The organism is Helicobacter bilis, assembly GCF_900198365.1.
Classification (GTDB): Bacteria; Campylobacterota; Campylobacteria; order Campylobacterales; family Helicobacteraceae; genus Helicobacter_A; species Helicobacter_A bilis_B.
This window is the reverse complement of record NZ_FZMS01000029.1, coordinates 12,621-35,110: the sequence shown is the minus strand read 5'-3', so window position 1 is coordinate 35,110 and position 22,490 is coordinate 12,621. Positions and strand designations below refer to the sequence as shown.

General features: G+C 35.1%; 19 protein-coding genes. 16 read left to right on the top strand and 3 right to left on the bottom strand.

Translation table 11 applies throughout. The features are described 5' to 3' along the window. Window positions 1-170: 170 nt before the first annotated feature. The gene (locus tag C6H08_RS04765; RefSeq protein WP_034565447.1) at window positions 171-1,010 is read right to left on the bottom strand and encodes a peptidyl-prolyl cis-trans isomerase; all 840 of its coding nucleotides are present in this window, start codon (window positions 1,008-1,010) and stop codon (window positions 171-173) included. A 335-nt stretch (window positions 1,011-1,345) separates the two neighbouring features. Between C6H08_RS04765 and C6H08_RS12270 the strand changes: the two genes are divergently transcribed. The 10 genes from C6H08_RS12270 to C6H08_RS04715 all read left to right on the top strand — a co-directional run bounded on the left by C6H08_RS12270 (window position 1,346) and on the right by C6H08_RS04715 (window position 13,396). Then, on the top strand, window positions 1,346-1,468 hold the full coding sequence (locus C6H08_RS12270; protein WP_267892879.1) for a hypothetical protein: 123 nt from the start codon (window positions 1,346-1,348) through the stop codon (window positions 1,466-1,468). A gap of 66 nt (window positions 1,469-1,534) precedes the next feature. After that, the gene (locus C6H08_RS04755) at window positions 1,535-2,341 is read left to right on the top strand and encodes an EI24 domain-containing protein (protein WP_034580547.1); all 807 of its coding nucleotides are present in this window, start codon (window positions 1,535-1,537) and stop codon (window positions 2,339-2,341) included. Between the two features lie 5 nt (window positions 2,342-2,346). Next, window positions 2,347-3,309 carry an SAM-dependent methyltransferase gene (locus tag C6H08_RS04750; protein WP_034565446.1) on the top strand — a complete coding sequence of 321 codons (963 nt, stop codon included), beginning with the start codon at window positions 2,347-2,349 and terminating at the stop codon, window positions 3,307-3,309. Next, window positions 3,278-4,162: a bifunctional riboflavin kinase/FAD synthetase gene (locus tag C6H08_RS04745; protein ID WP_034565445.1), complete on the top strand. Its 885-nt coding sequence runs from the start codon at window positions 3,278-3,280 to the stop codon at window positions 4,160-4,162. Before C6H08_RS04750 ends, C6H08_RS04745 begins: the two co-directional genes overlap by 32 nt. Before the next feature lie 231 nt (window positions 4,163-4,393). Beyond that, a complete protein-coding gene (locus C6H08_RS04740; RefSeq protein WP_034565444.1) occupies window positions 4,394-5,251 on the top strand; it encodes a tetratricopeptide repeat protein in 858 nt (285 codons plus the stop codon). Between the two features lie 10 nt (window positions 5,252-5,261). Continuing rightward, complete coding sequence (locus C6H08_RS04735; RefSeq protein ID WP_034565443.1) at window positions 5,262-8,021, top strand: tetratricopeptide repeat protein; 2,760 nt, start codon at window positions 5,262-5,264, stop codon at window positions 8,019-8,021. Window positions 8,022-8,031: 10 nt separating this feature from the next. Next, entirely contained in the window at window positions 8,032-8,751 is a 720-nt protein-coding gene (locus tag C6H08_RS04730) for a hypothetical protein (RefSeq protein WP_034580549.1), read from the top strand. Window positions 8,752-8,765: 14 nt separating this feature from the next. Further along, on the top strand, window positions 8,766-9,533 hold the full coding sequence (locus C6H08_RS04725; protein WP_034565440.1) for an MqnA/MqnD/SBP family protein: 768 nt from the start codon (window positions 8,766-8,768) through the stop codon (window positions 9,531-9,533). Between the two features lie 74 nt (window positions 9,534-9,607). Next, window positions 9,608-11,929 carry a metallophosphoesterase gene (locus tag C6H08_RS04720; RefSeq protein WP_034580551.1) on the top strand — a complete coding sequence of 774 codons (2,322 nt, stop codon included), beginning with the start codon at window positions 9,608-9,610 and terminating at the stop codon, window positions 11,927-11,929. Between the two features lie 21 nt (window positions 11,930-11,950). Next, entirely contained in the window at window positions 11,951-13,396 is a 1,446-nt protein-coding gene (locus tag C6H08_RS04715) for a chorismate-binding protein (RefSeq protein WP_034563522.1), read from the top strand. A 44-nt stretch (window positions 13,397-13,440) separates the two neighbouring features. Here C6H08_RS04715 and C6H08_RS04710 read toward each other — a convergent pair whose 3' ends face one another. Both C6H08_RS04710 and C6H08_RS04705 read right to left on the bottom strand, forming a co-directional pair. Further along, window positions 13,441-14,172, bottom strand: coding sequence for a hypothetical protein (locus tag C6H08_RS04710; RefSeq protein WP_034580553.1), 732 nt, complete (start codon window positions 14,170-14,172; stop codon window positions 13,441-13,443). A gap of 8 nt (window positions 14,173-14,180) precedes the next feature. Further along, window positions 14,181-14,933, bottom strand: a complete 753-nt coding sequence (locus C6H08_RS04705; protein ID WP_034580554.1) for an ABC transporter ATP-binding protein — start codon at window positions 14,931-14,933, stop codon at window positions 14,181-14,183. Between the two features lie 325 nt (window positions 14,934-15,258). Here C6H08_RS04705 and pxpA point away from each other — a divergent pair, with 325 nt between their 5' ends. The 6 genes from pxpA (at window position 15,259) to lepA (ending at window position 22,099) form a co-directional block, all read left to right on the top strand. After that, window positions 15,259-16,032, top strand: coding sequence for a 5-oxoprolinase subunit PxpA (pxpA, locus tag C6H08_RS04700; RefSeq protein WP_034563518.1), 774 nt, complete (start codon window positions 15,259-15,261; stop codon window positions 16,030-16,032). Window positions 16,033-16,300: 268 nt separating this feature from the next. Continuing rightward, on the top strand, window positions 16,301-16,534 hold the full coding sequence (locus C6H08_RS04695) for an acetyl-CoA carboxylase (protein ID WP_034563515.1): 234 nt from the start codon (window positions 16,301-16,303) through the stop codon (window positions 16,532-16,534). A 244-nt stretch (window positions 16,535-16,778) separates the two neighbouring features. Continuing rightward, entirely contained in the window at window positions 16,779-18,155 is a 1,377-nt protein-coding gene (locus tag C6H08_RS04690) for an acetyl-CoA carboxylase biotin carboxylase subunit (RefSeq protein WP_034563513.1), read from the top strand. A gap of 1 nt (window position 18,156) precedes the next feature. Continuing rightward, on the top strand, window positions 18,157-19,053 hold the full coding sequence (locus C6H08_RS04685; protein ID WP_034580557.1) for a 5-oxoprolinase subunit B family protein: 897 nt from the start codon (window positions 18,157-18,159) through the stop codon (window positions 19,051-19,053). Continuing rightward, window positions 19,046-20,020 carry a 5-oxoprolinase subunit C family protein gene (locus C6H08_RS04680; protein ID WP_034580559.1) on the top strand — a complete coding sequence of 325 codons (975 nt, stop codon included), beginning with the start codon at window positions 19,046-19,048 and terminating at the stop codon, window positions 20,018-20,020. Before C6H08_RS04685 ends, C6H08_RS04680 begins: the two co-directional genes overlap by 8 nt. A 285-nt stretch (window positions 20,021-20,305) precedes the next feature. After that, window positions 20,306-22,099, top strand: coding sequence for a translation elongation factor 4 (gene lepA / locus C6H08_RS04675; RefSeq protein ID WP_034580561.1), 1,794 nt, complete (start codon window positions 20,306-20,308; stop codon window positions 22,097-22,099). Window positions 22,100-22,490 lie beyond the last annotated feature (391 nt).

The window sequence follows — 22,490 nt, the reverse complement described above, 5'->3', positions numbered from 1 at the left end:
ATGCAAAATTGATAGGAAAAGATTCTGTGTGATTACACAAACACCTAATACATTCTACTATATCTATTACGCATGGCAAACTATAGAAAACTAGTCTTGAGAATCTTGGCTAGATTTTCTATCTTTGTTCTGTGAGTTTGTGCTATATGTGTCTAAAAACTTTGTATATACTATTTCCCATAAGTAATTTTTGCACTATCACGCATTTTTTTCACTTTTTCTTTTAGCACTTCTTCCATTTTTTGTTGTTTTAAAAACTCAACAAGCTGTCCTTTTACAGAATCAAAAGATTGTGTTGCTGGTTCATCAAGCTTTTTAAGATAGATTATGTGATAACCATAACGAGTTTTTACAGGATTTTTTGTATAAGTTCCTGCACCCATTTTTAGCACTTCTTGTGCGAATTCTGGTGCGATTGCTGGGCTATTGATAGGTAATTTCATAAGACCACCATTTTCTTTTGAACCCGGATCGATTGAGAGTTTTTTTGCAAGTTCGGCAAACTTATTTTCAGTATTTCCTTTTGGCACCTTATTAATCTCTGCGATGATGTTTTTTGCTTCTTGTTCTTTTTGCACTAGGATATGTCTTACCTCAGCGTTTTGCGTTACAAACATTTTTGGATTCGCATCGTAATATTTTTGTGCTTCCGCAACGCTTACATTAATCGTTTTTGAAAGGCTATCAACTTGCTTTTTGAGCCATAAGCCAGATAGCATTTGTAAATTTGCCATTCTATACTCTTCGCTTTTATCAAGCCCTTCTTTTTTTGCTGCATTCGCTGTAACTACACCATCAATGATTTCATCTAATAATTGCTTTTTTTGTGCTTCAGGCAATGCGTCATAATTAAAACTTGGGTTTTGCTGTTTTAATGCTGAAAAAATAGAATCAGAAATCTCAATACCATCAACATTAACAAGAGCCTTTGCATTCAACGCCATTGGCATAAGACAAAGACTAGAAATCGCTGCTACTTGTGCTACACGCTTTAAAACAAAACTTTTCATCACTACTCCTAAACTTAGAATGTCAAAAATAAGCTATAATTATAGCGATTAATTGTAAATTGCTTATAAATACCCTAATATCACATTTGAAACACATAATAAAGGATTTAAGCATGTTGAATGGAGATAAGGAATACTATAAGGTTGTTATAGATTTGCTCAAAAACATTATTACTGCTTTGTTTGTAGCAGAACTTGGATTAATTGGGTATTTTTTCACAAATAATAATGAATATACTATATTATGGCATAGGGATTGTGTTTATTTGTCTTATTTTTGTTGGTATTATTTTCTTTAATATTGCTGAAAATTTGAGAGATTAAAGGGGTTAGTTATGAAACATGAAACTTTAGCGTTAATTATGTTATCAATGGTTGGACTTTTGCCCGTAGTATCCGGGCTATATGTGATTTATAGAAGCAAAAAAGACAAAAAAGCAACAATAAAAAAGGATTAAAATATGAATATATACATAAAGCTTTCATCATGCTAAATGATTCTAAATGATATAAGGATAGCGTAGATGAAAATTAATATTAAGCCCAATTATGCAAGGACTATAATCACACAATGCTTTAAACAAGCATGGCATAGTTTGCAGTATAAATACATATTGCTTTTAAGCTTTTTGCCATTTTGTTGCTCTATTTTGCTATGGGTAGTTGTGATTACTTTAAGTATTACGCATTTTGATTGGTTTTTGCATCAGTTTCCTAGCATTTGGATTAATTACGCTTTGAGTGAAGGAATCTTGCCTAAAATCTCATACTATCTACTCATATTTTTTGCGACTATCTCTTTAGTGCTATGCGGTGTGGTTTTAGTAGGTATTTGCATGAGTATCATAAATGCGTTTTTAGCCCCGCTTGTAGTGCAATTCGTGCATAAGACTTATTATCCTTATATACGGCTAAACGCACCAAACTTTATGGAATCTCTTCGTTTAAGCTCTGTGCTACTTCTAAAAACCTTGCTAAAATTTATCATCTTTTCACTTGGGTGCTATTTGCTTTCATTTATCGGTTTAGGTTTTATTGGCTTAATACTTGGCATTTTTGTATATTTTCAGTTTTATTGCAAGAATCTAAATCATGATATTGGCATTAGCATTATGTCAAAAGATTCTTATAAGCTATTTTTACAGACAAATAGACTGCCACTTATTGCTATAAATATTTTTATCTTTATTCCGCTTTATATACCTGTGCTAAATTGCTTTATTGCGACATGGCAAATGCTTGTATTAACGCATTATATGTTTTCTTGGTATGGTGAAAATCATAGCAACGAAGCAAACGCATATATTGAAGATGCAGTTATTGTTGAGTAGATTCTATGCGGCTTGATTGCTTTATCACACAAAAATATACGCATATCACAAGGCAAAAAGCTCTCGAGCTTATAAAACAAGCCCAAGTTAGCGTAAATGGCAAGATTATCTTAAAATCCGCATTTAATGTCAATGATACAGATTCTATACATATAAAGCAGGACTTTTTTATAGAAAGTGAGATTTTTTGTAGTAGGGCAGCATTAAAACTGCAAAGATTTCTACATAATACAGAATCTAGTGTCTATTATTCTGTATTCTATAACCCCCTGCTTTTAACAAAAGAAAATAGCTTTCTATCCTATCTTACGCAAGATTTAGTTGTATGGCAAAAAGCCCATGATTCTATAAAACACAATATGGAATCTAGCCTAAAAACTTATATCACAACAAGTCTAAAAGAAATACTGCCTTTACTCATAAAAGATTCTGTTATCCTTGATGTTGGGGCAAGTGCTGGGGGCTTTAGCCAAGTGCTACTTACATATAAGCCAAAGCTTATAGTCGCACAGGATATTGGGACTTTGCAGCTTGATTCTAACCTATCTAAGAGAGATGAGATTGTGTCTATTGAAAATGTAGATATTAGAATCTTTTCACAAGATTTTCATATCTATAAAGAAAAGATTCTAGAACGCATAAAAGATTCTAAACATAGAGCCTTGAAAGAGAATCTATTTGATTTTTTAGTATGTGATGTAAGCTTTATCTCGCTAGAGAATATTTTAGAATCCCTGCTTAATCTCTCAAAAACCATGCTACTTTTATACAAACCACAATATGAAGTCGGCATACAAGCAAAACGCAATAAAAAAGGTGTAATCAAAGACACAAAAATAATCTTAGCACGTTTAGAATCTTTTCTAGCATTACTAAAAGCTAAAAACGCGCTTTATATCTTTGTGGAAAAATCACTCTTAGCAGGAAAGGAAGGTAATGAAGAGTTTTTTATCTTTTGTCAATTCTAAACTCCCTTATGAGCGCGTAGTTATTGGCAAATTTGATGGTATGCACAAAGCACATAAATATCTACTAGGACTTGTGGGGACAAATGGCTGTGCCCTAAGCATTGCTTCAGTCAAGCCCCCCTTTATAACCCCGCCAAAAGAGCGGACAAAATATACGCATATCCCCTTTTTTCGTCTCCGATTTGAGAGTATTAAAACATGGGATTCTATGCAGTTTTTGCAATTACTTTTTATGGTTATGCCGCATTTAAAATGTATTGTCATAGGCTATGATTTTCACTTTGGCAAGGATAGAATGAGCCATGCAAGTGATTTATATGGACTATTAAAACTCATGGGTAAAGCTGAAGTCCAAATAAAGATTGTAGCCCCACAAACTTATCTCAATATACCATTGCATACAAGCATTATTAAAGATCTTTTAAAACAAGGCGAAATACACAATGCAAACGCTATGCTTGAGCGATTCTATCATATTAAAGGACGCATTATAAAGGGACAGGGTATAGGCAGCAAGGAACTCTATCCTACTATTAATATGAGAAATACACTTTATTTTGTGCCAAAACATGGGGTATATGCGACCTTTGCTTATTATAATGGCATGCTTTATAACGCAGTATCATTTGTTGGCAATCGCTTCAGCACTGATGAGAGATTCTGTATTGAAACACATATTATTAATGAAACTATAAACACAAGGCATAATGAAGCAATTACAATCTTTTTTGTAGCCTACCTGCGTGATAATAGAAAGTTTTTTAATCTTAGCGACCTAAAAACACAAATAGAATCTGATATATCACACGCAAAAGATAAACTCAACACACATGATAGGACATATTGTAAATAGCGTGTTGTGTATGGTATAGAATCTAAGGTGATAACAAGCTAGATTTTGTTGCTTGTAACTTATTGATTTAATGTTTGGGATCTCTCTTGATTCTTGCATTAGTTTTTAAACTTGCATACAGATACACAAACAAAACCTATCTAAATTTCAGCAAAACACTATTCACGCACTATAAAATGAAATGATTTTAGCTATAATACAGACTTATTTTGGGTTTTTAAAGGTGGTGTAATGGAAGTCTTTTTAGCAAGATTTATGCGTTGTAATCAAAGTCAATTTCACAAGCAAGGCTTTAGGGATTTGTTTGCTAAATGCTTTATAGCTAGGTTGTTTGTCTCAAAATTATTTATATTAGGCTTATTTGTATATGGCATGTTTCATATCGCTCATGCAGAAACACAAAGCACACAAATCTTTGTGCCGCAAAAGCCACTTACTGCGATACAAGGTAGCTTTTTAGCATGGTATCAGCAATGTGCTAAAAGAAATTATGCTTCATGTGGGCTTGTCGGCAGGGCGTATTATGAGGGTTATGGCGTATTGCCAAATATGACTAGGGCAAAAAGCTATTTTACAAAGGCTTGTTATAATGGCGTTGTAGAATCTTGTTTGCTTTTAAGCAATTTTACAAAAGAGAATGCAAAGCAAGAATATATGGTGCTTTTATATCAGCAGGCTTGCGATTTAGATCATAAGGAATCTTGTCTAAAACTAAGTGATATATTACTAAAAGAAGCGATAAGTGATATAACAGATTCTAAAAAAGCAGAGATTAGCCATACGCTAGATAAGATTTGCAAACTTGAAAATGATAAGGAATGCTTTAGAAAAAAGGCATTTGAAGCACAATTTGATAGCAACGCAAATGCACTTCTTGCAGTAGAGTTTCAAAGAGATTTTGCCGCATGTAAAAAAGCCAAACAAGAACATGCTGATGATATGAGAGTGTGCGGTGAAGTTGGCATAAAATATGCAAGGGGCTTGGGCGTTGCTAAAGATAAAGAAGAAGCACAAAGCTATTTTCACATTGCATGTAAAAAACATAGTGAATTTTGTCGCTATGAAATACTTGATTCTATATTAAATTAAGGTGGCTTTAATGAGAAATAATTTTATGTATATTGCAATATTTTTTATGGCGTTATTTGGTTTTTCTTATGGGAAAAATGGGGTGCTTAATGATGAATGTAAAAATAACTTTAGCCCAGCATGTCTCGCCTTACTAGAACAAGCAAAAAAAGAAAATAATAAAGAAAATATCACCCTTTATAAAACAAAACTGCTTGATATTATGGATAGTGCATGTAAGAAAGACTATCAAACATGCCTTGTGCTTTCACGCATTTATGAAGAGAGAGAAAATGCAGCAATACAAGCGATAAAAAAAGATATACAAGCACAAAAAATACCCACACAAATCCCCTTGCCAGATTCTAATTACGCAAATGAAACAAAGAAGTTTTTTACCGATACAGAATCTATTGTTAGCTTAATGCGTGAAAAGCCAGACCAAAGCAAAGCCTTGCAGTATCAAGAAAGAGCGGTAAATATGCTAGAGCATACTTGCTATGATTCTAATGTAGGGGCGTGTTTATATTTACGCTATTTCTATGAGTATGGTATCGGTGTAGCACAAAATAGACCAAAGGCAGAACGACTTGTAAATCTAGCCTTAGACTTTGCTACAAAAGAGTGTATGCTAGGTGATATGCAGTCATGCAAACTACTCAATCCATACAAAGAGTATAGAGAAAAGATAGCAAAAGATTTAGGTGAGCTGAATAGAAAATGCGATGAGAAAGATTCTATAGCTTGTTATCAAATAAGCCTTTATTATACACAGGACTTTTATATAAGCGATAATATCGATACATACGATGATAAAAGCGACTTTGTAAAAGCGGCAAGATTCTTACAAAAAGCCTGCAAGCTTGATACAAATGCGTGTGATGATACAATCTTTAATATCAAGTATGCAAAAGAATGTATTATGGATAATGATATGAGGGCGTGTTCTAGTGTGCAGAATGTGCGACCAGAGTTTTTCTCCCTTGCATGTGATAGCGGAGATATGACTAGTTGTTATGAGTTGCGACATTTACCTACATTTAATGATGTAAAACGATATGTGAAACTTTTACAAAGAATTTGCAGAGGTGGAATCATTGAATCATGCACAGAGTTAGCAAATATGTATGAAAATGGTGATCGTGTAGCAAAGAATAAAGAAAAAGCATTGGGCTTTATGCAAAGGGCTTGTGCGTGGAGTATGAAAAAAGGAGAAGCAGGGAATCATTGCTATTTTGCAGGGCTTGGATATGAGAGGGGTGAATATGTAAAACAAGATATAGAAAAAGCCATTGAAGCCTATCAATACGCTTGTCAAATAAGCGATGAAAATAGTGCTGCTTGTGAGCGTTTGGGTGTGTTACATGAGAATTACAGGCAAGATATGCGGAGTGCATTAAAGTGGTATGAAAAGGCGTGTAATTTAAGTAAAGATTCTGTAATTAGCTGTATGCAACTTGCTAAACACTCTATAAACGGGGAATATTTAGCTATAAATGAAAAAGATTCTATACGCATTTATGAAGAATTATTAGAGCATAAAGAAGCCCCACATGATGAGATTTACTACAATCTTGCAAATATTTATAGCACATTTGAGTTTCAAAATAAACACACTCATACAACAAAAGAAAACTCACATGTAAATTATGCAAAAGCATTGCAATATTACAAGAGGGCATGTAGTCTAGGCTTGCAAAACGCATGTAAGAAAAAGCTTACTTTGCCAAACTTAGCCCAAGAGTGTAAGGCAGAGAATGCAAACTCATGCTATCAGTTAGCCACCTTGCTTGAATTAATACAAAAAGATTCAAGCTATCAAAATATGCTTATCATGCCAAATAAAGATTCACTACAAATAGAAATCACAAATAATACAAAACCACTTGCAAAAGATAATGATAAAACACTTAGTCTATTACTTTACAAACAAGCATGTAAAGGCAATGTAGCAGAAGCTTGTATAAGATTCTACAATGAAACAAAAGGAGTATTTGAAAAAGACTTTGTATTGCAAGAGTCAATGTGTAAGAATCTAAACGCCCTGCCACTTGATCAAATGCAAGATAGCAAGAATATAGATACTATATCTAAACAAAATAAAACTAAAACACAAGAGAGAAAAGATTCTAGCAATGATTTAGGCACATTTAGCTATTCTGGCACACAAGAACAAGGGCAAGATGAAAAAGATTCTAAGCCTGTAAAAACGGCTTTAAACGCAAAGTCAATATGCCTTGATTTTGCTAAAGATGCGATAAAAGAAAGTGAATATCAAAAAGCAATTCATGCGTTAAAGCCATATCAAACAAAAGATGATGCAATAGCTCTTGATTTACTTGCAAAAGCCTACTTTTACGCAAAAGAGTATAATAAAACCTTTGATACATATAAACGCATTTATGCTTTAGATATACCAAATGACTACTTTTATTTAGCCCAAATGTATGCTAATGGTTTTGGGGTAAGACAAAGCTATGAGAAGGCAATGGATATTTATAAGTTATCGCAGTCAGCAAAAAACTACCATTCAGCTAGAAGCTATCTTGGATTAGCAGAGATGTATGCCAATGGGCTTGGGGTGCAAAAAAGTATATTTAACGCAAAAGATTATTACAAACTTGCATGTCCGCTTGATACAAACGACGAAGCAAAAGTTGCAAATGAAGCATGTGCGAATCTTGGCAGCATCATCTATAATGAAGGCGATTTTAGAACTGCACAAAAGTATTATCTAAAAGCATGTGAAATGGGCTATAATGGGGATATCATATCATGCGATAAGAAGTGATTAAGAGAGCATGAAAAAAGCAGGTTTAGTATGTGTAGCATTATGTTTGCAAGGCTTATTTGCAGATTCTATTGATAATGCCCTTTTAGAATCTTTAAGAGAGAGTAAAGAGAAGGCAGAGATAGAAAAGCACAATAAACAAAAACATAATCAAGCAGATTCTAACCTTTTTAAATCTAGCACCAAGCGTAATAGCAACTCAAAACCGCATGTAGTGAAGCCACATTCACACTCGCCTTTTCGTTATCATCTTATCCAAAATGAGAATACGCAAGGTTTAGAACCATACAAAAAGCTTACATGGTGTTTTGGCATGGGGCTTGAGTATCAATTGCCAAAGACAAATAATGATGGTAAAGCTCTTGTTAGCACAGGCTTACAACTTGGACTTTTTACGCGTTTTTCACGACATCAAGGACTTAGATTCTCATTGATAAGTAACTATAACTTAACTTTAAAAGATGAGTTTTACAGCATTGGTGGGGCGATTGATTATTTTTATGATATGGTATTAGAGGGACGCCTTTTGAGTGGGTTTGGCGTATTTTTTGGAGCAGCAGCTTTAATGCCACTTAGCATATACGACACGCCAAATGTCGCTGCTAGAATCGGACTAGCAGTAAGTGGGATTGGCACTCGGGTAGAAGTGTATGGTGGATATCCTATCTATCAAGATTTGAGACTAAATAATACTATTGTTGTTGGTGTCAATTTACATTATCTTTTTTAGATTCAAGGCTTTTCATGCGATTTGGGAAAATAGAATACTTAAATTTATTGCCATTTGATGTATTTTTGAAAGGATATAGAACAAGCAATAGTTTTAAAAGCACTTGCAATTACAAAAAAAGCTATCCTGCAAAGCTAAATAAAGAGTTTTTATTTCGTCGTATTGATGCTGGTTTTATCTCATCTATCGCGGGAATGAACGCACACTATAAAGCAAAAGCATGCAAAGCAGGTATAATAGCTTATAAGGAAGTATGGAGTGTGCTTGTTTTAGAATCTAGCCCCGCAAGTGATTATCAGTCAGCAACCTCTAATGCACTTTGCTTAGTGCTTGATTTAAAAGGGGCAGTATTAATCGGCGATAGGGCATTAAAATACCACTATGATTCTAAGCATACCAACTCTAAAAGTTCTCATTTTCAAAACTCTACTCTTAAACATAACAAGCCATCAAAATATTATGATATGGCAAAATGCTGGTATGATAAGACTGGTCTCCCCTTTGTTTTTGGTCGTGCATGTTTTCATACAAATGACACTTTTTATAAGAATCTTATACAAGATTTTAATCACAAATTAGGACAAGGAAAGAGATATAAAGGAGTTAAGATTCCACACTACATACTTATGCCTTATGTGAAAAAAATTGGCATTACAAAAACATTTGCCACCAAATATCTAGAACATATTTATTACAAAATAGAAGCTAAGGAACACCACGCCCTAACCCTTTTTTACAGATACTTACGAATAAAAGGGATAAAAGCACCGAAGAGATTTTAGAATCTCCCCTTAAAAATTCGTTATAATTGCTTATTATTTTTTTGTTTCATGGTAAAGAAAAAGGATATAAAATAATGCGATATTTACTTGTAACACGCGGTATGCCTTTATGTGGGAAAACTACATGGATACAGCAATATAATTTAGAATCTTATGTATTGAATCCAAAGCATTTTCAGCGACTCTTACACGCACCTATGCTTGATGATTCTGGAAAATTTACACAGCCAAAGCAAAATGATAAGCTTGCGTATCAAATGCTTTTTACAGCCTTGCAGTCAAGAATGGAGCGTGGTGAGTTTATCATTATAGAAGATTTACATATATTAAAATCATACTGGAGTAACTACAAAGAAATGGCAAAGCATTATGCCTATGAAGTGCTTATAGTAGATTTTAGTGATGTGCCTTTTGAGACAATTTGTGAGAGAAATAGCGCACAAAAAGACCCTTATACAAAAGAAGAGTTACAAACTCTCTATAACACCATGAATAATGAAGAGATTCCCATTAAATGTAAGATTATAGCACCAGATGAGATTAAGACAATGCTAGATACAGAGCCTTATAATCTCAATGGCTACAAGATAGTCCATCACATAGGCGATATACATGGCTCATATCATGTATTGAAGCAATATCTAAAAGATATGAAAAATGATGAGTTTTATATATTTCTTGGGGATTATATTGACAGGGGATTCCAAAATTATGAAGTGCTAGAGTTTTTAATGCAGATTATGGATAGAAAAAATGTGTGTTTGCTTGAGGGTAATCATGAGAAATGGCTATGGGAGTGGGCAAATAATAGAGAGGTTGAGTCAAAAGAGTTTCGCTTCAGCACGCAGATAGAGTTAGAGCAAAAAGGCTTGGATAAGAATGATGCAAAAAGATTGTATCTCAAATTAAAGCCCTATCTTTTCTACAAATTCCATGATAAAAGAGTAATTTGCACACATGGTGGAATCTCAAATATGCCAAAGCATTTAGTCCTGCTTAGTGCCGCACAAAGCATACATGGTGTAGGCTCATATCTTAATGCAAGCAGCATTTCACAAGCATTTGCATACAATGTGCCAGAGAATTTCTATCAAGTGTTTGGACATCGTAATAAAACAGGGCTGCCTATACAGCTAAATGATAAAAACTTTATTCTAGAATCTCAAGTTGAGTTTGGAGGCTATTTACGCATATTGCAGTTAAACCAGCATGGCTTTACAGATAAAAGCTTGAAAAATACCATTTTTATCCCAAAAGAAGAGAAAGAAGCACAAAGAAAACTACAAAAATTTTTCGATCGTCTTTTACATAACAAACAATTTATATTGAAAGAAAACAGGGATTTTATCGGTGTAGAATATCCCTCAATCAAGCGACCAAAGGATTTAGTCGAGCTTATACATGCATTTTATCCTTGCATTATTGATACAAAAAAGTGGCAGTTTGTAGCAAGGGGATCTCATCTAAGCCAAGATAAAAACCCTTATTTTCAAGCAAATAAAGAGAGTGTCTTAGAGCATGTAAGATTTCCTTTACATATCACACAAAAGCTTTTTAGTAAGCAGTTTATCATCTCTTTTTACAACAATAACTTTTATATGTTTAAAGATTCTATAATGGAATCTAAATTGCCAAAATTTTTACGAGATAAAGATAAACAAAAAAAGCTTATAGACTATTTTAAAAATAAATCACATTCCATGCTTTTTGCTCAAACAAATAGACATGAGATTTATCTGCTTAATATATTCCCAAATCTTACTCAAGCAACAGCCCTGCCACAAAGCGAGAAGGAAAAAATCGCAGAAATACTTCATATAAAAACACAAAAACTTCTCTTTACAATCAATGGTAAGACAGAGTTTAAAACCTTTATAAAAGCGATCAATAGCTTTAATATGCGTATCGCTTCAAGCAAAACACTTCAAGCAAATACAATAGATTCTAATGCGATTGATAAAAATAATGATTCTACAAATACAGCACAAGATAGCACAAACGCTACTTCAATAAACACAGAATCTGGCTTTTTAGAATCCATGCCTTTAGAGCTACATATCTTAGAATCTAGTGCTTTAAACATACGCCCTAATGTATCTTTTAGTGGCTTTTATGCGGTTGATACTGAAGGCAACTATTTTACAATACAGACTTTATATAAGCATGAAATGCAGGTTTGCTTAGAGCTTGTTAAAGTGTGGCGTATGTGTGATGAGATTGCCCCTTTATCATGGGTGAATAGCCCATTTCGCCTTGCTTTTATGCGATGGTTTAGTGTATTTGCTACACAGAATGACTGGAAAAATATGCCAATATCATGGATACAAAATGCGTTTATACATGATTTAGTTAGCAATGAAAATGCTACACAGATTCTATATGATTTTACGATTTAATAGCTTTAAATAGGTAGATTTATGTTTGTTTTTGGAGATTATATCTACACAGATTCTAAACGCATTTTGCAAGCTTTTAGCTATGATGAGGTTATAGCATGTTTGCGTATCATGCAAAATCATACAAAAAGAAAAAAGAAGGGCTATTTTGTCGGCTATTTAACTTATGAATGTGGATTACTTTTGCAAGATTCTTATTATGGTATGCAAGATGGTAAAAATCTAGATTCTAAACAACTTGAGCGAAGTGCGGGATTTAAGGCACAAACGATAGAGAATCTAGATTCTAAAACTTGTCATACTGAGACTTTAGTCGAAGTATCTAAAGTTTTAGAATCTAAAAAAGATTTTTCAACTTTTACAGCAACTCACACTTGCAAGAATGTAGATTCTAAAAAATCCACACCCCAATGCCCTGCACCCACCCAAGTAAAAGGAAATACAGAATCTAACCCCAGCACAAATAATACAAAAGAACCACTTCTCTATTTTGAGCTTTTTCTAAAACGAAAGAAATTTAAACCAATCCAAAAAAAATATCAAAAAAATAAACTCTTTAATATAGTAAAACCCCTTGATAAAAAGCGATATATTCTCGACTTTTCACGCATTAAAGAAAATATACAACAAGGGCATACTTATCAGGTAAATTACACACAAGAGATTCTATTATCCCCACTATTAAAAAAAGATTCTTTTACTTACTTTAAGATTCTATCCAGTCGGCAAAACACAGCTTATAAAGCCTATATCACAAATAAACATGTAGAGATTTTATCCCTATCCCCAGAACTCTTTTTTCATTATAAAAATCACACGATCACAACACAACCTATGAAAGGCACAATAAAGCGTGCATTTATAGAGAAAAACAAAATAAAAAACGAAGTAAAGCCAAATCTAAAACTCTACAAACAATATAAAAAGATTCCAAAAATAAAGGGCATTGACAAAGTAAGCGATTTTTCTAACCTTAAAACACTGCATTATGATTCTAAAAATCGCAGCGAAAATGTGATGATTGTAGATCTATTGCGAAATGATTTAAGTCGCATAGGACTGCAAGGAAGTGTGCGTGTCAAAGAACTATTTGCTATCCGCACCTATCCTACGCTACATCAAATGGTATCAACAATACAGGCAAAACTGCCAAAACACTATGGAATCATTGAGATTTTAAAAGCACTATTTCCATGCGGGTCTATCACAGGTGCACCAAAATACAAAACTACGCATATCATTAGTGAGTTAGAACAGCGAGAAAGAAATGTATATTGTGGTGCTATTGGTGTGATTAGCAAAAAAGAGTGCATTATGAGTGTGCCTATCCGCACACTTTATAAGCCCAAGCAAGAAGCATATTATCACTATGGTGTCGGCAGTGGAGTTGTATGGGAATCTTTGGCAGAAGAAGAGTTTAGTGAATTGCAGTTGAAATGTAAATTCTTAACTGATATAAAATTTTAAACAATAGTCTCTAACTTTAGAATCCAAAAGAACTTCACAAAACCCTAAAGTGCTAATTTATACTTAATGATTCTATGGCATATAAAGTAAAACAAGCAAAGCAATAAAATATTATAAAGATAGAGTAATAATAAAATTGTATTCTCTTCTATGTTATCTGGCATTAAATTAGATAATATTCCAAAAAGTATGAGTAATAGCACTTTGATTCCAAAATAAGTCAAAATACCAATAAATAAAGTGTAAGTCTTCTTACGATGGACTAAGGCTACCACCATAAATATAAACACAATCTCTTGTAAAACAGATAGTATAAAAAACGGAATAATTTTCCACACTAACGCATCTTGAAACAACGCCAAAAGATCTCCTACCTGCGATATGCCGCTTGTGCCTGCATAAAGGGCAAATATAAAAGCCGCAAAAATCACTAAAAACCATAAGAAATAAATGAGAATCTTTGCACCAATAATGCTCTCAATACTCACAGGCAAAGCATGTGTTAAATAGGCGTGTTTCCCAAACACACCTTGATAAAAGCTTATAGCCGCACTTAGCACATAGGTGATGCTGCATATAAAAAATGCAAACCATTGTATCACTATTAAAATGTAAAATGTAGCAGAATGTCGATCATTATTGATAAATATAAGCAGATTTATCGCCATGATAATACATACGATAATAAGCAAGATTCTAGACATGAGAAACTCATGCTTACATATTTTTAGGGCGTGTGAGATATGCGTTTTTAATGGGGTTTTTGCTATTTGCATGATATTCCTTACTCTTTAGATTCTGTATTTTCAAGTTGTTTTAAAGGCTTTATAGTGCTATCACTCGCATAATATCTAAAGCTATCTTCAAGGCTATTAAAATCTATTAATAACTCTTCCTTACTACCATAAGCCATAGCCTTTTTATTCAAAAACAAGGCTTTAGTGAGAATGGCTTCTACACTAGAGATTAAATGTGTAGCAATGATAGTCGCTCCACTCTTACAATATGTAGCAATCAGCTTAAAAATCTCATCACGGCTAATCACATCAGCCCCAGCTAAAGGCTCATCAAAAAGATAGAGTTTTGCCTCCCTTGCAAGCATGAGTGATAGGGCTAACTTTTCTGCTTGTCCCTTTGACATTGTGCTAATTTTTTGTGTCGGCGCTACATCTAATAGCTGAAAAATCTCTAAAGCCTTCTTATCATTAAAATCACTGAAAAAATCCTTGAAAAACGCAATGCTTTGCAAGCCATTCATGTGTGAGTATAAAAAATCTCTATCAGGCAAATAGGCAATATGCTGCTTAAAAAAGATGAGATTCCTTTTATCCCTTAGATTATGTCCTAAAAACTCAATGTCGCCAGTAAAATCTGTAAGCATTGAAGTAATGATTTTAATCATTGTAGTTTTACCACCGCCATTTCGCCCTAAAAGCCCAAAAATATCGCCACTATTTAGCGTAAAGCTGATATTATCAAGAGCTATTATTCCATCATAATGTTTGCTCACATTGTGTAGTTTTAGTATTGCTTCCAAAAGTAATCCTTAAAGTAAAATAGGGATTCTAACAAAATTTTATGCATTGTTTGAAAAACTCACCTAAAAATTCATTAAACCATTAATCAACCTATAAATATGCCTTCTTGTTGCATAAGGTAACATATAGATAAAAACTATCATATTAAGTATTTTTTACAATTTTAGTTATTATAAATAAAATATATCAATGCATTATTCCTTAACACATTTTATAACCATTCTCTAAAAAATCATGTTATTTTTGCTTTTATAACAAAATATTTTATACTCTAAAAGTATTCATGTTTGTAGCATGAGAATCATGTAACATAAAGGAATGGCTATGAAAAAAGAGATTGACTTAAATAGTGATATGGGTGAGTGCTTTGGTCCATGGATCATCGGTGATGGTGTTGATGATGAGATTATGCCACTTATTAGTAGCTGTAATATTGCGGCAGGATTCCATGCGAGTGATCCAAATATTATGCGACATTCTGTTCAGCAAGCAATAAAAAATAATGTAGCAATAGGTGTTCATCCGGGCTTTAGGGATTTAGTAGGTTTTGGTAGAAGATTAATTATTGCAAGGCCAGATGAGTTAGTGAATGATTGTATTTATCAGCTTGGGGCATTGCGAGAGTTTATAGGGATTGAGGGTGGCAAACTCCATCATTTTAAACCACATGGCTATCTTTATATTCACGCTTCTAAAGATAGAGATTTTTCTACGCAATTAATACAGGCTTTGCAAAAAATAGATTCTAAACTCCCTATTTATTGCATGGAGGGGACGATTACTTGCGATGTTGCAAAAGAGCTAAAGCACCCTTATGTGCGAGAGTTTTATGGGGATAGAGATTATGGTGATGATGGACAGCTTGTAATGGTAAGACGAGCTAGGGCTTATACACCAGATGAAGTTGCAAAAAAAGTATTGCAAGCATGCAAAGAAGGCACGGTAACAAGTGTTACAGGAAAGACCATTGAAGTAGATTTTGATTCTGTATGTATTCATAGTGATACGGCTGGGGCATTGCAGCTTATTGCAGCAACAAGAAAGCTTTTAGAGCAAAATGGTATTACCATCAAGCAACCAGTGGTGCATGGATTATAGAGGCTAGTCTCTAATCTTTGTTGTGTTGCACAAAGTGAAATCTCGATATAGAATCTAGAAGAGATTTTTGCTTTTTGAAAGACTTAAAACAACAAGATTGGATTTTAGATCTTAATTTCATTGCAAATATGGTAACGCATAAATAAGGGCAATAAGCAACTTTTAAAACACGAATATGTTATGGAATCTAACCCTGTGTATCTCTCTATACAACTTCAATGGATATAGAGGGCTAGATTCTAGCAAAATTACTTATAAAGGAAACAACATGGCAGAAGTTTTAAGTCCAATACCAGGAACATTTTATAGGAAACCAAATCCAGATGCAGCGCCTTATGTAGAAGTGGGCAGTGTAGTAGAGGCAGATACAACGGTGTGTCTTGTAGAAGTGATGAAAACTTTTAATGAAATCAAGGCTGGGACAGCAGGGAAAATAACAAAGATTTGTGCGGAAAACGAAGCATTTGTAAATCCGGGTGATGTGCTATTTGTCATTGAATAGGCTATGAGAGAGATTCTAAATACTATTTCTTTAGTGATATATGTCAGCCATATTTAACCTTGAGGCTAAGGGCACTTATTGACTAGAAGTAGTTTGGAGTGTCTTCTGTAAAGTAGAAATTGAGATTTGAGTAATTCTAAAAAGATTCTTAAAATCACATGGGTATCAAAGCATAGAGGTAATTTTATAGAATCTTATTTGCAGTTGCAATTGTTAGATAATTGATATGAGTAAAAGGAGCAATATGTCATACCAACCTAAGAAAATTAAGAAAGTTTTAATCGCTAATCGTGGAGAAATTGCAGTGCGTGTTATCCAAGCAGCACATGAGCTTAATATGCTTACAGTGGCAATTTGCAGTGATGCAGATATTGGGAATCTCGCTTCACAATTAGCCGATGAGGTCGTGCATATTGGTGAGAATCTAGCACATAAAAGTTATTTGGATATGGATAAAGTGATTGAAGCAGCAAAGCAGGTAAATGCCGATGCGATTCATCCGGGCTATGGCTTTTTGAGTGAGAATCCAGTGTTTGCGAAAAAAGTGGTAGATGCGGGTATGATCTTTGTTGGTCCAGGTAGTGATATTATCAAAACAATGGGCGATAAAGCCGCAGCGATTCTGAAAGCAAAAGAAGCAAATGTACCGACAATACCGGGCAGTCCAGTATTAAGCGATGTGGAAAATGCCATAAGTGAAGCTAAAAAAATAGGCTATCCAGTCGTTATCAAAGCCATTGCAGGTGGCGGTGGCAAGGGCATTCGCATTGTGCAAAATGAGCAGGATTTAAAAGAGCAGTATGTCATAGCAAGCAGTGAAGCATTAGCAGCCTTTGGAAATGGTGGCGTGTATTTAGAGGCATATCTACCAAAAGCAAGGCATATTGAGGTGCAGGTTTTAGGCGATGGCAAGGATGTTATTCATCTCTATGATCGAGAGTGTTCCCTGCAGAGAAGAAGGCAAAAAGTCGTAGAGGAAGCCCCAAGTCAAGCCCTTAGTGCTGAAATGCGAGAGAATCTTTGCAAGAGTGCCTTAGGACTTGCGAAATTAGTCAATTATAAGGGTGCTGGCACATTAGAGTTTCTCTATGATGAGGAAAGAGGTGGATTTTATTTCTTAGAGATGAATACAAGAATCCAAGTTGAACATGCTATTACAGAGATGATAACAGGTGTAGATTTAGTGCGTGAAATGTTGCGTATTGCTGATGGTGAGCCTTTGCGTTTTAAACAAGAGGATATAAAAATCAAAGGGCATTCTATTGAAATACGCATTAATGCTGAAGACCCAAATAATAATTTCTTTCCTAGCCCGGGAAAAATTAGCGAAGTCTTTTATCCCACCGGCTCTGGAATCCGCGTAGATAGTATGCTTTTTAATGGCAGAGTGATACCGCCTTTTTATGATTCTTTAGTAGCAAAACTCATTATTTATGATGAGAATAGAGCGATGGCTATTTCTCGTATGAATAGAGCATTAAGACAAGTAAGGATTGAGGGCATTAAGACAACCCTGCCTTTATTTAACGACTTATTTAAAGATGAAGATGTTGCAAGTGGTAACTATCATATCAATTTCTTAGAATCTTGGATGGCAAAGCAAAATAATAAAGGAGCATAGCATGTTTAGATATACATTTGGTGGCGATACTTTTTTGTATGTGGAAGTAAGTGAAGAAGGCATGAGCCTTGAAGCATTCTTTCAAGCGATGGCGATTTGTGATAAATTACGCGAGAGAAATATCAAGGGTATTACAGAGATTTGCCCGGCAAATGCGTCTTATATGGTTGCATTTGACCCTGATATTTTGCATTATAATAAAGTGCTTGAGATATGCAAAGAGCTGGAAAAAGAAGTGCAAAGCACGAATGCAGAGATTATGACACGACTTATTGAATTTCCTGTATTTTACCAAGACCCTTATACGCATGAAACCTTAATGCGATTTAGGGATAATCATCAAGTAAGGGCAGAAGATTCTAAATTTGATCCAAACACCACGGACATAGAATACGCAAGTAAGATAAATGGCTATAATAGCGTAGAATCTTATATTAAAGCACATTCAGAAAATCCATGGTTTGTAAGCATGATAGGCTTTGTAGCAGGACTTCCATGGCTATATCAGCTTGTAGAGAGACAAAAGCAAATAGAAGTGCCAAAGTATCTAAAAGCACGGATTGACACTCCAAAGCTTACCATAGGACATGGTGGCTGCTTTGGCTGCATTTATGCTGTGCGTGGTGGCGGTGGCTATCAAATGATGGGAATAACCCCTGCACCTGTATGGGATCCAGCTCAAAAGCTTGAATACTTTAAAGATTCTATGGTATTTTTAAAACCAGGGGATATTATAAAGTTTAAGTCTATTGATGAAGCAACTTATAATAAAGCGGTAAAAGAAGTAGAAGATGGCACATTTACACTAAAAAGTGCGAATGTAAAATTCTCACTAAAAGAGTGGCAAAAAGACCCAAATAATTACAATAAAAAACTTTTGGAGGTATTCAATGGCTAAGATTAAAGTAATAAATCCCGGACTTGCAACCTTTGTAGAAGATAGTGGGCGCTATGGATACTATCATTTAGGCATTCCACCCGGTGGGGCATTAGACCAAATGTCCTTTAAGGCTGGAAACTTGCTTTTAGGCAATGATATAAATGCTGCTGCACTTGAAGCGGCTTTAATGGGACCCGTTTTAGAGTTTGAAGAAGGTGGCTTTGTAGCTATCACTGGGGCAGAGATGACTCCTATTGTAAATGGTGAGAAAAAGGCTAGTCATAGTGTCGTTGAGATTCCAAAAGGTGGGACACTAAGTTTTGACTTTTTGCGAGGTGGTGCTAGAAGTTATATTTGTGTAAAAGGTGGTATTGATGTGCCTGTTGTGATGGGTTCTCGCTCTACTTATCCGCTTGGTGGCATTGGCGGATATAAGGGCAGAAAACTTGAAGCAGGAGATATTTTACCTATCGGAGATTTCACAGAGAAACCACAAGTTGGCAAGGCATTGCAAGATGAATATAAGATTAAGTTAGAATCTATTGAGACATTACGCGTAATCATGGGCTTACAAGACTATAAACTCACAGAAGATTCTGTAAAAGGACTTTTTGAAGACACTTTTGTAGTCTCAAGTGAAGCCGATAGGACTGGCTATCGCTTTAAAAATGGTCGTAAATTTAAATACAAAGATTTGCCGCAGCCCTTTGGTGCAGGAAGCGATCCTAGCAATATTACAGATGCGTGTTATCCAGTCGGTTCTATGCAAGCACCGGGTGGAAATGAACCTATTGTGCTTTTAAGAGATGCACCAAGTGGCGGGGGCTTTGCTATGTATTGCACGGTTATTAGCTGTGATTTAGATAGAATGGGGCAACTACCACCAAACCATAAGGTAAGATTCCAAAAAGTTAGCATGGAAGAAGCCCTAGAAGCAAGGAAAGTATATCAAGCAAAACTACAAGCACTACAGAAAAGCTTGTAATGCTCCACCAAACACCATTTAACACAACCTACCAGCCTATTACATTCTATTGTAATGGGTGTTTTAGGGTTTGTTGTAGCTTGTGCATACGATAAAGCAATGAAAAAGCATTTTCAAAATCACCATTATCTCCTATGCAAAATTATTCGTTACGATGAAACCTTAATAAAAGATATTTTGACAATCATGTATATTTTTGATAGAATCTAGCCTTTTAGCTATTTACAATAAGACATAATTTTTATGGCACTCCGTTGTCGCATTTTAGATTCTATAAGGTATAACATGCAAAGTAATATTCGAAATTTCTCTATCATAGCCCATATCGACCATGGTAAAAGCACCATTGCTGATTGCTTACTGCAAGCATGTGGCAGTGTATCTAAGCGTGAAGCAAGCACACAAATGATGGATACCATGGATATTGAAAAAGAAAGGGGCATTACTATCAAAGCCCAAAGTGCGAGACTTTTATATCAGCAAGGGGGGCAAACCTATATTCTAAATCTCATTGATACGCCCGGACATGTGGATTTTAGCTATGAAGTATCGCGTTCATTAAAGTCATGTGAGGGCGTGTTGCTTGTCGTTGATGCAAGTCAAGGCATACAAGCCCAAACTATCGCAAATGTGTATATCGCCCTTGAGAATAACCTTGAAATTATCCCTGTGATAAATAAGATTGACTTACCAGCCGCACAGCCCGAGCGAGTTATCGCAGAGATTGAGAGTATTTTAGGGCTTGATTGCTCTAATGCGGTGCTTGTGAGTGCAAAGACTGGGCAGGGTATAGAATCTTTATTAGAAAGCATTGTTACACTTATCCCGCCACCACATATTGATGATTCTAAACCGCTTAAAGCCCTTGTGTATGATTCATGGTTTGATAACTATTTAGGTGCATTGGGGCTTATTAGAATCATGGAGGGACAGATAAAAAAGGGTGATATGGTAAAAACGATGAGTTCAAATAATGCCTATCAAGTCTTAGGACTAGCCTATCCGCATCCGCTTCATAAGCAAAATAGCGAGATTCTAAAAAGTGGCGAGATTGGGATATTAAATCTTGGGTTAAAAAGTGTTACAGAAATGGCGGTTGGCGATACTATTACTTTACTTGAGAATCCAACGGGTGAAGCAATAGAGGGCTTTATGCCAGCAAAGCCCTTTGTATTTGCGGGTATCTATCCTATTGATACAGATAAGTTTGAGGATTTACGCGATGCTTTGAATAAATTAAAGCTTAATGATTCTGCCTTGCAGTTTGAGCCAGAAAGCAGTGTGGCACTTGGCTTTGGATTTCGCGTTGGGTTTTTAGGGCTTTTACACATGGAGGTTGTCAAAGAGCGATTAGAGCGAGAGTTTGGACTTGATTTAATCGCATCAGCACCGACCGTTGTATATGAAGTGCATTTAACAGATGGCAGCATGGTTATGGTGCAAAATCCAAGCGAGTTGCCACCAGAACAAAGGATTGCTTGCATAAAAGAGCCATTTGTAAGAGCTACTATCATTACGCCAAGTGAGTTTTTAGGTAATATCATCGTACTGCTTAATAACAAGCGAGGCGTGCAAGAGAATATGGAGTATTTGAATGAAAATCGCGTTATGCTAACCTATGCCCTGCCAAGCAATGAAATCATTATGGATTTTTATGATAAGCTGAAATCACAGACTAAAGGCTATGCGAGTTTTGATTATGAGCCGATTGAGTATAGAGAGGGTAATCTCATAAAGCTTGATGTGCGTGTGGCCGGGGAAGTTGTTGATGCTTTAAGTGTTATCGTGGATAAAAGCAAGAGCTATGAGAGAGGCAAGGCGCTTGTATCTGCGATGAAAGAGATTGTGCCAAGACAGCTTTTTGAAGTGGCTATTCAAGCAAGTATTGGCAATAAAGTAATCGCAAGAGAAACCGTGAAATCTATGGGTAAAAATGTAACCGCAAAATGCTATGGCGGGGATATTACACGAAAAAGAAAACTTCTAGAAAAGCAAAAAGAAGGCAAAAAACGACTTAAAGCAATCGGTAAAGTCGAAATCCCACAAGAGGCATTCCTTGCGGTGTTGAAGATTGATTAGATTGCCCTGATCGGTAAGGATCAACATATAGCCTTTGTCTAACCTACATACACCACGCCCAAGCTGTTGTTTAAACTAGACCCTGCATCATCATCTCTAGCACTTCTTTTTCAGCCTTATGCAATGCTTCTAAAATTGCGAACTATCTGTCAATGCCATGTTTCCAGCCAAACAATCTTTTGATGAGTTTTATCCTGAAGCTTTGCTAAGGTGTTTTTTGAGATTAAAATTACTTTCATTGCAAGCAACATCATCAACCTGCATTTCTAAGCAATAATCTCTTTTTGTGCGTCCGAAAAGTTTATTACTCCATGCAAAATGAGATGCGATCTCTAAGTATGCCAATTTCTTCATCTTTTTCAAGTATATTTAATATATGGAAAACCCATAA

What these genes read in the sequence shown, in the direction of transcription:
- C6H08_RS04730 (WP_034580549.1), top strand. Translation starts at nt 8,032, where the DNA reads ATGAAAAAAGCAGGTTTAGTATGTGTAGCATTATGTTTGCAAGGCTTA.
- C6H08_RS04690 (WP_034563513.1), top strand. Translation starts at nt 16,779, where the DNA reads ATGTCATACCAACCTAAGAAAATTAAGAAAGTTTTAATCGCTAATCGT.
- C6H08_RS04725 (WP_034565440.1), top strand. Translation starts at nt 8,766, where the DNA reads ATGCGATTTGGGAAAATAGAATACTTAAATTTATTGCCATTTGATGTA.
- pxpA (WP_034563518.1), top strand. Translation starts at nt 15,259, where the DNA reads ATGAAAAAAGAGATTGACTTAAATAGTGATATGGGTGAGTGCTTTGGT.
- C6H08_RS04750 (WP_034565446.1), top strand. Translation starts at nt 2,347, where the DNA reads ATGCGGCTTGATTGCTTTATCACACAAAAATATACGCATATCACAAGG.
- C6H08_RS04720 (WP_034580551.1), top strand. Translation starts at nt 9,608, where the DNA reads ATGCGATATTTACTTGTAACACGCGGTATGCCTTTATGTGGGAAAACT.
- C6H08_RS04765 (WP_034565447.1), bottom strand. Translation starts at nt 1,010, where the DNA reads ATGAAAAGTTTTGTTTTAAAGCGTGTAGCACAAGTAGCAGCGATTTCT.
- C6H08_RS04710 (WP_034580553.1), bottom strand. Translation starts at nt 14,172, where the DNA reads ATGCAAATAGCAAAAACCCCATTAAAAACGCATATCTCACACGCCCTA.
- C6H08_RS04740 (WP_034565444.1), top strand. Translation starts at nt 4,394, where the DNA reads ATGGAAGTCTTTTTAGCAAGATTTATGCGTTGTAATCAAAGTCAATTT.
- lepA (WP_034580561.1), top strand. Translation starts at nt 20,306, where the DNA reads ATGCAAAGTAATATTCGAAATTTCTCTATCATAGCCCATATCGACCAT.
- C6H08_RS04745 (WP_034565445.1), top strand. Translation starts at nt 3,278, where the DNA reads ATGAAGAGTTTTTTATCTTTTGTCAATTCTAAACTCCCTTATGAGCGC.
- C6H08_RS04755 (WP_034580547.1), top strand. Translation starts at nt 1,535, where the DNA reads ATGAAAATTAATATTAAGCCCAATTATGCAAGGACTATAATCACACAA.
- C6H08_RS04735 (WP_034565443.1), top strand. Translation starts at nt 5,262, where the DNA reads ATGAGAAATAATTTTATGTATATTGCAATATTTTTTATGGCGTTATTT.
- C6H08_RS04695 (WP_034563515.1), top strand. Translation starts at nt 16,301, where the DNA reads ATGGCAGAAGTTTTAAGTCCAATACCAGGAACATTTTATAGGAAACCA.
- C6H08_RS04715 (WP_034563522.1), top strand. Translation starts at nt 11,951, where the DNA reads ATGTTTGTTTTTGGAGATTATATCTACACAGATTCTAAACGCATTTTG.
- C6H08_RS04680 (WP_034580559.1), top strand. Translation starts at nt 19,046, where the DNA reads ATGGCTAAGATTAAAGTAATAAATCCCGGACTTGCAACCTTTGTAGAA.
- C6H08_RS12270 (WP_267892879.1), top strand. Translation starts at nt 1,346, where the DNA reads ATGAAACATGAAACTTTAGCGTTAATTATGTTATCAATGGTTGGACTT.
- C6H08_RS04685 (WP_034580557.1), top strand. Translation starts at nt 18,157, where the DNA reads ATGTTTAGATATACATTTGGTGGCGATACTTTTTTGTATGTGGAAGTA.